The following is an 8,090-nucleotide window of genomic DNA, read 5'->3' on the forward strand; positions in this document are numbered from 1 at the left end:
GGTCAGCGCAGGCGCAGCGCGTTGAGCGACACGGTGATCGAAGAGGCCGACATCGCCAGAGCGGCGATCAGCGGCGAGCAGAGCCCGGCGATCGCCAGCGGCACGGCGATGACGTTGTACCAAGTGGCGATGGCGAAGTTCTCGCGGATGCGGCGCGTGGCCTTCTTCGAGACCGTGAGCGCGTCCGGCACCGGTGCCAGCGAATTGCCGAGCAGCACGATGTCGGAGGCGACGCGGGCGGCGTCGAGCGCCGAGGCCGGCGAGATCGACACATGCGCGCCAGCGAGCGCCGCGGTGTCGTTGAGCCCGTCGCCCACCATCAGCACCCTCGCGCCCTCGTCCGAGAGCGCCTTGACGCGCGCAGCCTTGTCCTGCGGCAGCGCCTCGGCGATCCATTGCGGGATGCCCAGCCGCAGTGCCAGCGCCTCGACGGCGGCGGTGCTGTCGCCCGACATCAGGATCACCCGCTTGCCGGCCTCGATGAGCGCCCGCACCGTCTCTTCGGCACCGTGGCGCAGGCTGTCGGTGAAGGTGAAGACCTGCGCTGGCCCGTCGCCGACCGCGAGCCAGGTGGCGGTGAGCTCCGAGCTGCCGCCGCCGACCCAGGCGGCGCGGCCGAGCCGTACGCGGCGGCCCTGCCAGAGCCCCTCGGTGCCGTGGCCCGGCATCTCGGTGATGTCTGTCACGGGGGCGGGGGTGAGGCCCTTGGCGCGCAGCTCGGAGGTCAGGGCGACCGATAGCGGGTGCGCAGAGCCTTCCGCCAGCGCCAGCGCGATCTGCAGGTCGGCGCGGGTGAAATCGTCGGTGTTGGTGACCTCTGGCGCGCCGGCGGTCAGCGTGCCGGTCTTGTCGAACACCACCGTGTCGACCTCCGACAGCCGCTCTAGCGCGGTGGCGTCCTTGATCAGCAGGCCCTTCTTGAACAGCCGCCCAGAGGCGGCGGTGGTCACCGCGGGCACTGCAAGCCCAAGCGCGCAGGGGCAGGTGATGATCAGCACCGCCGCGGCGATGTTGAGCGCGACGCGGAAATCCTGCGTGTAGAGATACCAGCCGACGAAGGCGAGGGCCGACAGGATATGGACGCCCGGCGCGTAGAGCTTGGCGGCCTTGTCGGCCAGCGGCGTGTAATTGGAGCGGCCCGACTCGGCCACCGCCACCAGGTCCGCCATGCGGTGCAGCGAGGTCTCGCGGCCCACCGCGGTGGCGCGCACCACCAACGGGCCGGTGAGGTTGACCTCGCCGGCGCTGACCAGGGTGCCGGGGGCGGCATAGACCGGGACGGTCTCGCCGGTAAGCAGCGAGCGGTCGAGCTCGGACTGGCCCTGCGTGATTTCGCCATCGACCGGCATCCGCCCGCCGGGGCGCACCCGCAGCAGATCGCCGATGCGCAGATCGGCGACCGAGACCTGCTCCTCGCCATTCTCCGTCAGCCGCCAGGCGCGCGGCACCTCGAGCGCCGCCAGCTCCTCGGCGGCGGAGCGTGCGATGGAGCGGGTGCGGTGATCGAGATAGCGCCCCGTCAGAAGGAAGAAGGTCAGCGCGATGGCGGCGTCGAAATAAGCGTGCTCGCCAGAGAGCGAGGTCTCCCAGAGCGAGGTCACCACCGCCAAGAGGATCGCCAGCGAGATCGGCACGTCCATGTTGAGCCACCCGGCGCGCAGCGCGCTCCAGGCGTTGCGGAAGAAGATCTGCCCCGAGAAGGCGATGGTCGGCAGGGTGATCGCGGCCGAGACCCAGTGGAACATGTCGCGCGTCGGCCCCTCGGCCCCGGACCAGACCGAGATCGACAGCAGCATGACGTTCATCATGGCAAAGCCCGCCACCGCGAGCCGCATCAGCAGGTCGCGCCCGGCCTTGTCGGTCTGGGTGGCGGACAGCGCGCCGGTGTCGAGCTCGTAGGCCTCGTAACCGGCGGCGGTGACCACCGGGATCAGGTCTTCTGCGGTGAGGCCGGCATCGGCCTCGACCGAGACCCGCTTCATGGTGAGGTTGATGCGGGCGCTGCGCACGCCCGGGGTTGCGGCGAGGGCGCTTTCGACGCCGCGGATGCAGTTGGCGCAATGGATGGTGGGCAGCGACAGCACCACGTGGCTGTCATCGGGCAGCTGCGCCTCGGCCAGGGCCTCGGCGGCGGGAGCGGCGGAGCAGGCGGGGCAGGCCGAGACCTGCGGGCGCATCGCTGCGGTCATCGCGTCATTCCTTGACGTAGAGTTCCAGGCGCTGCTCGAAGAGGGTGCCGTCATGGGCCTCTGCGGTCAGCCAGATGTTCCAGTAGCCCGGCGCCAGCGCATCTTCGGCCACGTAGGCGCGGCCGTCAAAGCGGAACTCGGGCTCGCGGTCGTCGCGCACCGTGGTGGTGCGCCCAACCTTGGCCGAGAAGCGCGCCGGGCGAACGGGGTAGCCCTTGTCGTCGGTGATGGCGAGGGCGAGGAGCCCGTCCTCGTGGGTGGTCTCGACGCTCCAGCCAAGCGCCTCCTGCGCCGCGCGGCGGTCGTCGAAGGTCTGGCTGGCGACGTAGGAGTTCTTCACCTGCAGGCCCGGAAAGGTGTTCACCGCGTTGAAGGCCAGCGCCAGGTTGACCGCGATGATCACCCCGAAGGCGCCGACGAAGATGGCCAGGACGTGCCAGCCGGTGAGTTTGAAATCCTTGGTCATCAGTTGTCCCGTCCGTTGAACACGGTGTCCTTGGTGGCGCTGTGGCCGGTGGTGGTGTCTTCCAGGCGCAGCTCGAACTCGGTGCGCTCGGCCTGCGCCGCGTCGCTGCCGGCGGGGGCGGTCACGTAGACGCGCTGCAGGTAGGTCTCGTTCGCGGGCACATCGACGATCAGATCGTCCTCGCCCTCGAGCGTGATGGCAAGCCTGTCATTGTCGGCAATGGAGAGCGCGAAGGGCCGTTCCTCGCCATGCTTGTTGCGCAGGCGCACGTCGTAGGTGTTGCGGATCGAGCCATCCGAGAGCACCACGAAGGTCGGGTTGCGCACCGGGGCGACGGTCATCTCGACATCGGGGCGCAGCACGAGGGCGACCATAAGCCCGATGCCGACCAGCGACCAGAGCGCGGTGTAGAGGATGACGCGGGGGCGGAAGACGTGCTTCCAGACGGCGCGGGGGGCTTCACCGGCGCGCTCGCGGGTCTCGTCGGAGAGCGCGAGATAGTCGATCAGTCCACGCGGCTTGCCGATCTTCTCCATGATGTCGTCGCAGGCGTCGATGCAGAGCGCGCAGGTGATGCAGGCGAGCTGCTGGCCGTCGCGGATGTCGATCCCCATCGGGCAGACGTTGACGCAGGCGCGGCAGTCGATGCAGTCGCCGAGGTTCTCGGCGCCTTCGCCCTTGCGGTGCTTGCCGCGCGGCTCGCCGCGCCAGTCGCGGTAGCCGACGGTGAGGGTGTCCTCGTCCATCATCGCGGCCTGAATGCGCGGCCAGGGGCAGGCATAGATGCAGATCTGCTCACGGGCGAAGCCGCCGAAGGCGAAAGTGGTTGCGGTGAGCACCAGCATGGTGGTGTAGGCGACCGGGTGGGCGTTGCCGGTGACAAGGTTGACCAGCAGGGTGGGCGCGTCGGTGAAGTAGAAGATCCACGCGCCGCCGGTGGCCAGCGCGATCAGGAACCACGCCACCCACTTGGTGATCCGCAGGCGGATCTTGCGGACATCCCATTTCTTCTGACGGTGCAGGCGCAGGCGGGCGTTGCGGTCGCCCTCGATCCAGCGCTCGACGAGGATGAAAAGGTCGGTCCAGACGGTCTGCGGGCAGGCATAGCCGCACCAGACCCGCCCGAGCGCCGAGGTGAACAGGAAGAGCCCGAGGCCCGCCATCACCAGAAGGCCGGCGACGAAGTAGAACTCGTGCGGCCAGATCTCGATGAAGAAGAAAAAGAAGCGCCGGTTGGCAAGGTCGAGCAGCACCGCCTGATCGGGCAGTTCCGGGCCACGGTCCCAGCGGATCCACGGGGTGATATAGTAGATGCCGAGCATCACCGCCATCAGCCACCATTTGAGATTGCGGAAATTCCCGCTCACGCGGCGCGGGAAGATCGGTTCGCGCGCCTCGTAGAGGGAGGGGGCAGGTTGATGGGTATCAGCCACGGGGATTCGCTCCGGTGTCAGTTTGCCTGTTGTCGGCCCTTTTCGCGCCGGTGGGTCGCGCAAACATTGATATGCATCAATATCTACATCCCCGATTAAGCTTTGACCGCCTCCCGGCGGAGCCACGATACGAAGTGTCGCAGGGGCGGACGGGCGACCCCGGGGCGGGTGACCAGATAGTACCCCTTCTTGCGCGTATCCTCGAACAGAAGCCGCAAGCGGCCGGCTCTGATGTCGGGTTCGACGAAGAGCCGGGCGGTGATCGCCACGCCCTGACCCTGCCGCGCCGCCTCGATCATCATGTTGCCGGGCAGGCCGGTCATGCCGCGGCTGCGGTCCTGCTCGACCCCGTGCTCGGCGAACCAGTCGGTGGCCTCGTTGGTGCCAAGCTCCTGCAGCCACGGGAACGGGCGCAGGTCGGCGGGGCTGGCGATCTCGCGGTCGCCGACGAGATCGGTGGCGGCGACGACGACGATGGGGGAGAGGACCAGCAGTGTGCTCTCGAGCCCCGGCCAGTCGCCGTTGCCGTAGCGGATTGCCACGTCGAGCCCGCCGGGCTCGGGCGTGCGCAGCGCGGCGGAGGGGTCGATGGTAAGGCTGATCTCGGGGTGGCGGGCGCGAAACAGCGGCAGGCGCGGCATCAGCCAGACCGCCGCAAAGCCCGGCGTGGCCGAGATCTCGAGCGGGCGGTCGGCATCGCGGCCCGTCAGCTCGTCCGTGGTCTGCAGCATGGTGCCGAACCCCTCGAGCAGCGCCTCGGCCAGCCGCGTGCCCTCGGCGCTGAGCTGCATCCGCCGTCCGTGCCGGTCGAGCAGGGGCACGCCCATGTGGCTTTCGAGGTTGCGGATCTGCTGGCTGATCGCGGCATGGCTGACGTTGAGCGCGCGCCCCGCTTCGGCCACCGAGCCGCAATCGGCATAGGCGGCGAAGGCGCGCAGCGCCGAGAGGGGCGGGAGGGCGGACCAGTCCATGTCAGATGATCTTACATAGGCGAATTCTTCCTGACTCGCCCGAAACGGCACATTGCGTCAAGTATGAGCGTAGGAAAACGCTAGAACAGGAGACGCGATATGCTCGGGATCTACGCCAGAACTTTCATGACCGCCAGCCGACTGGACCAGGACAAGCGCCGCTGGAGCGTCAGCGAACGCAACGAGGCCGAGAGGCTGCGCCGCGCCAACGGTCGCCCGGAGGCCCGCCGCTGGTGAAAGCCAAAGATGCACCGAAGGGTGATGTTTTTTGGGGCCTGCTCTTGATCGCATCGAGGGTGGGCCCATACTGTTGGGTATCCCTCGTATGAGTGCTGCCGTTTGGGCACAAAAAAACGCCGGTGCCCCTGGAAACGCGCGAACAGGATGGGGCACCGGCGCCGGCCTCCGGGCCTTGCGGCCCGAAGGTGTTCTGTAGAGGGGATTACTCGCCCCCGCCGAGCCCGTGGACATAGGTGGCCACGGCGCGGATCTCCGCCTCGCTCAGATCGGCCCCGCCCATCGGCGGCATGATGCCGTAGCGGGCGTTGTAGACCGTCTCGTGCAGCGTCTCGTAATCGCCGCCATAGAGCCAGATCGCGTCGGTCAGGTTCGGCGCGCCCTGCATGCGGTCGCCGGTGCCGTCCTCGGCGTGGCAGGAGGCGCAGTTGATGTCGTAGACCTCGGCCCCGGCCTCGACCAGCGAGGCATCCTGCGGTTCTTCGCCCGACAGCGTCATGACGAAGTTGACGACCTGATCGATCTCTTCACTGCTCAGCAAATCGTCCCGACCGAAGGCCGGCATCGCGGACTGGCGGATGTATTCCTCATCCGTGTCCTCGTTCCGGATTCCCGCGGTCACCGTGTAGTGGATGTCCTCGATCGTGCCGCCCCAGAGCCAGTCATCGTCCAGCAGGTTGGGATAGCCCTTGGCACCGGCCGCACCCGACCCGTGACACTGGGCGCACCAGGTGCGGAACACCGCGGCGCCGGCGTTCTGCGCGTAGGTGTTCAGCTCGGGGTCGCCGGCGATCTCGGTCAGCTCGGCTGAGGCCAGGCGCTCGTTGATCGGCGCCAGCTCGGCCTCGTGATCCTGGATCGCCTGTTCCACGTTGCCGCGGGTCGACCAGCCGAGCAGGCCGGCCGTTGCGGTGCGGACGCCGGGCCATGCCGGGTAGGCGATGGTGTAGCCGACGCCCCAGACGATGCAGGCGTAGAAGATCATCAGCCACCACTTGGGAAGCGGCTTGTTGTACTCCTCGATGCCGTCCCAGGAATGGCCGGTCGTCTCGTAGTCGTGGTCGTCTTTCTTGTTGTTGTCACTCATGTCCCGTCTCCTCAGTCCTGGGCGGGGTCGGCCGCATGGGGCGCGATCGGTTTGTCTTCATTGCGGAACGGGATGTTGGCGACGTCCTCGTGGGTCTTGCGGCTGCCCGGGCGCAAGGCCCAGACGATCACCCCAAGGAAGAAGACGAACATCGCCAGCAGACCCCAGCTGTCCGCGAAGTGACGCAGCGTGTTGTAAAGCTCTGGATCCATCACGCGACCTCAGCGGCTTGCATCGGGTTCGAAGGTCGAGAAATCGACCAGCGTGCCGAGCATTTGCAGATAGGCGATCAGGGCGTCGAGCTCGGAGATACCGGGCTGGCCGTCGAAGTTGCGCACGTTGACGTCCTCGCCGTAGCGCTCGAGCAGGCCGTCATAGTCTGCGTCCGGGTTCGACTGCGAGAGGAAGTCCTGGTGGCCGGCCTCGATCATCTCGTCGGTGTAGGGCACGCCCACGAAGCGATGCGTCGACATCAGGTCCTGGATGTGCTCGCCCTCGATCAGCTTGGCTTCGAGGAAGCCGTATTTGGGCATGACCGATTCCGGCACCACCGATTGCGGATCGCGCAGGTGGTCGACATGCCACTCGTCGGAGTAGCGACCGCCGACGCGGGCGAGGTCGGGCCCGGTCCGCTTCGAGCCCCACTGGAACGGGTGGTCATATTGCGACTCCGCTGCCAGCGAGTAGTGGCCGTAGCGTTCGACCTCGTCGCGCATCGGGCGGATCATCTGCGAGTGGCAGACGTAGCAGCCCTCGCGGATGTAGATGTCGCGCCCGGCCAGCTCCAGCGGCGTGTAGGGCCGCATGCCTTCGACTTCCTCGATGGTGTTCTCGAGGTAGAAGAGCGGCACGATCTGGACCAGGCCCCCGATGGTCACCACCAGGAAGGCGAAGATGGCCAGCAGGGTGACGTTTTTCTCGAGGATTCCGTGTTTGTCGAGAATGCTCATTGTCTCGGCCCTCCTTATTCGGCCGGGTGCGCGTGAGCAGCCGCGGCGCTGGCCTCGACGGCCGGTGCCCGCTTCACGGTCATCCAGAGGTTGTAGCACATGATGATCGCGCCGGTGATGTAGAGGCCACCGCCGAGAGCGCGGACCACGTACATCGGGAACTTGGCGGACACGGTGTCGGCGAAGGAGTTCACCAGGAAGCCGTTGGCATCCACCTCACGCCACATCAGGCCTTCCATGATGCCGGTCACCCACATCGAGGCCGCGTAGAGCACGATGCCGATGGTGGCGAGCCAGAAGTGCCAGGAGACCAGGCTCAGCGAGTAGAGCCGCTCCCGGTTCCACAGCTTGGGCGTCAGGAAGTAGAGCGCGCCGAAGGTGATCATGCCGTTCCAGCCGAGGGCACCGGAGTGCACGTGGCCGATGGTCCAGTCGGTGTAGTGCGACAGCGAGTTCACCGCGCGGATCGACATCATCGGGCCTTCGAAGGTGGACATGCCGTAGAAGCCGACCGAGATCACCAGCATCCGCATGATGGGGTCGGTGCGCAGCTTGTCCCAGGCGCCCGAGAGGGTCATCAGGCCGTTGATCATGCCACCCCAGGAGGGCATCCAGAGCACGATCGAGAACACCATGCCGAGGGTCGAGGCCCAGTCGGGCAGGGCGGTGTAGTGCAGGTGGTGCGGACCCGCCCAGATATAGAGGAAGATCAGCGCCCAGAAGTGGATGATGCTGAGCTTATAGCTAAAAACCGGGC

At 67.2% G+C, this 8,090-nt stretch carries 9 protein-coding genes; 1 reads left to right on the forward strand and 8 read right to left on the reverse strand.

Translation table 11 applies throughout. The annotated features are described in order from the left end of the window. Positions 1 to 2: 2 nt before the first annotated feature. The 4 genes from AC6RA4_RS06665 to AC6RA4_RS06680 all read right to left on the reverse strand — a co-directional run bounded on the left by AC6RA4_RS06665 (position 3) and on the right by AC6RA4_RS06680 (position 5,059). Complete coding sequence (locus AC6RA4_RS06665; protein WP_500158631.1) at positions 3 to 2,189, reverse strand: heavy metal translocating P-type ATPase; 2,187 nt, start codon at positions 2,187 to 2,189, stop codon at positions 3 to 5. A gap of 4 nt (positions 2,190 to 2,193) precedes the next feature. Then, positions 2,194 to 2,655 (reverse strand): FixH family protein, encoded by a 462-nt coding sequence (locus AC6RA4_RS06670; RefSeq protein WP_500158633.1) that lies wholly within the window; start codon positions 2,653 to 2,655, stop codon positions 2,194 to 2,196. Beyond that, complete coding sequence (gene ccoG / locus AC6RA4_RS06675) at positions 2,655 to 4,088, reverse strand: cytochrome c oxidase accessory protein CcoG (RefSeq protein WP_500158635.1); 1,434 nt, start codon at positions 4,086 to 4,088, stop codon at positions 2,655 to 2,657. The genes AC6RA4_RS06670 and ccoG overlap by 1 nt, the downstream gene beginning before the upstream one ends. Before the next feature lie 95 nt (positions 4,089 to 4,183). Further along, positions 4,184 to 5,059 (reverse strand): LysR substrate-binding domain-containing protein, encoded by an 876-nt coding sequence (locus tag AC6RA4_RS06680; RefSeq protein WP_500158637.1) that lies wholly within the window; start codon positions 5,057 to 5,059, stop codon positions 4,184 to 4,186. Between the two features lie 99 nt (positions 5,060 to 5,158). Here AC6RA4_RS06680 and AC6RA4_RS06685 point away from each other — a divergent pair, with 99 nt between their 5' ends. Further along, positions 5,159 to 5,296, forward strand: a complete 138-nt coding sequence (locus AC6RA4_RS06685; RefSeq protein WP_500158639.1) for a hypothetical protein — start codon at positions 5,159 to 5,161, stop codon at positions 5,294 to 5,296. Between the two features lie 205 nt (positions 5,297 to 5,501). Here AC6RA4_RS06685 and ccoP read toward each other — a convergent pair whose 3' ends face one another. The 4 genes from ccoP to AC6RA4_RS06705 form a co-directional block, all read right to left on the reverse strand. Continuing rightward, positions 5,502 to 6,383 (reverse strand): cytochrome-c oxidase, cbb3-type subunit III, encoded by an 882-nt coding sequence (gene ccoP / locus AC6RA4_RS06690; RefSeq protein WP_500158641.1) that lies wholly within the window; start codon positions 6,381 to 6,383, stop codon positions 5,502 to 5,504. Positions 6,384 to 6,394: 11 nt separating this feature from the next. Further along, the gene (locus tag AC6RA4_RS06695; protein WP_500158643.1) at positions 6,395 to 6,595 is read right to left on the reverse strand and encodes a cbb3-type cytochrome oxidase subunit 3; all 201 of its coding nucleotides are present in this window, start codon (positions 6,593 to 6,595) and stop codon (positions 6,395 to 6,397) included. A gap of 9 nt (positions 6,596 to 6,604) precedes the next feature. After that, a complete protein-coding gene (gene ccoO, locus AC6RA4_RS06700; RefSeq protein WP_500158645.1) occupies positions 6,605 to 7,333 on the reverse strand; it encodes a cytochrome-c oxidase, cbb3-type subunit II in 729 nt (242 codons plus the stop codon). 14 nt (positions 7,334 to 7,347) lie between these two features. Beyond that, positions 7,348 to 8,090: cbb3-type cytochrome c oxidase subunit I (locus AC6RA4_RS06705; protein ID WP_500158647.1), on the reverse strand; the 743-nt coding region annotated here is incomplete at its 5' end.

The organism is Salipiger sp., from assembly GCF_059781815.1.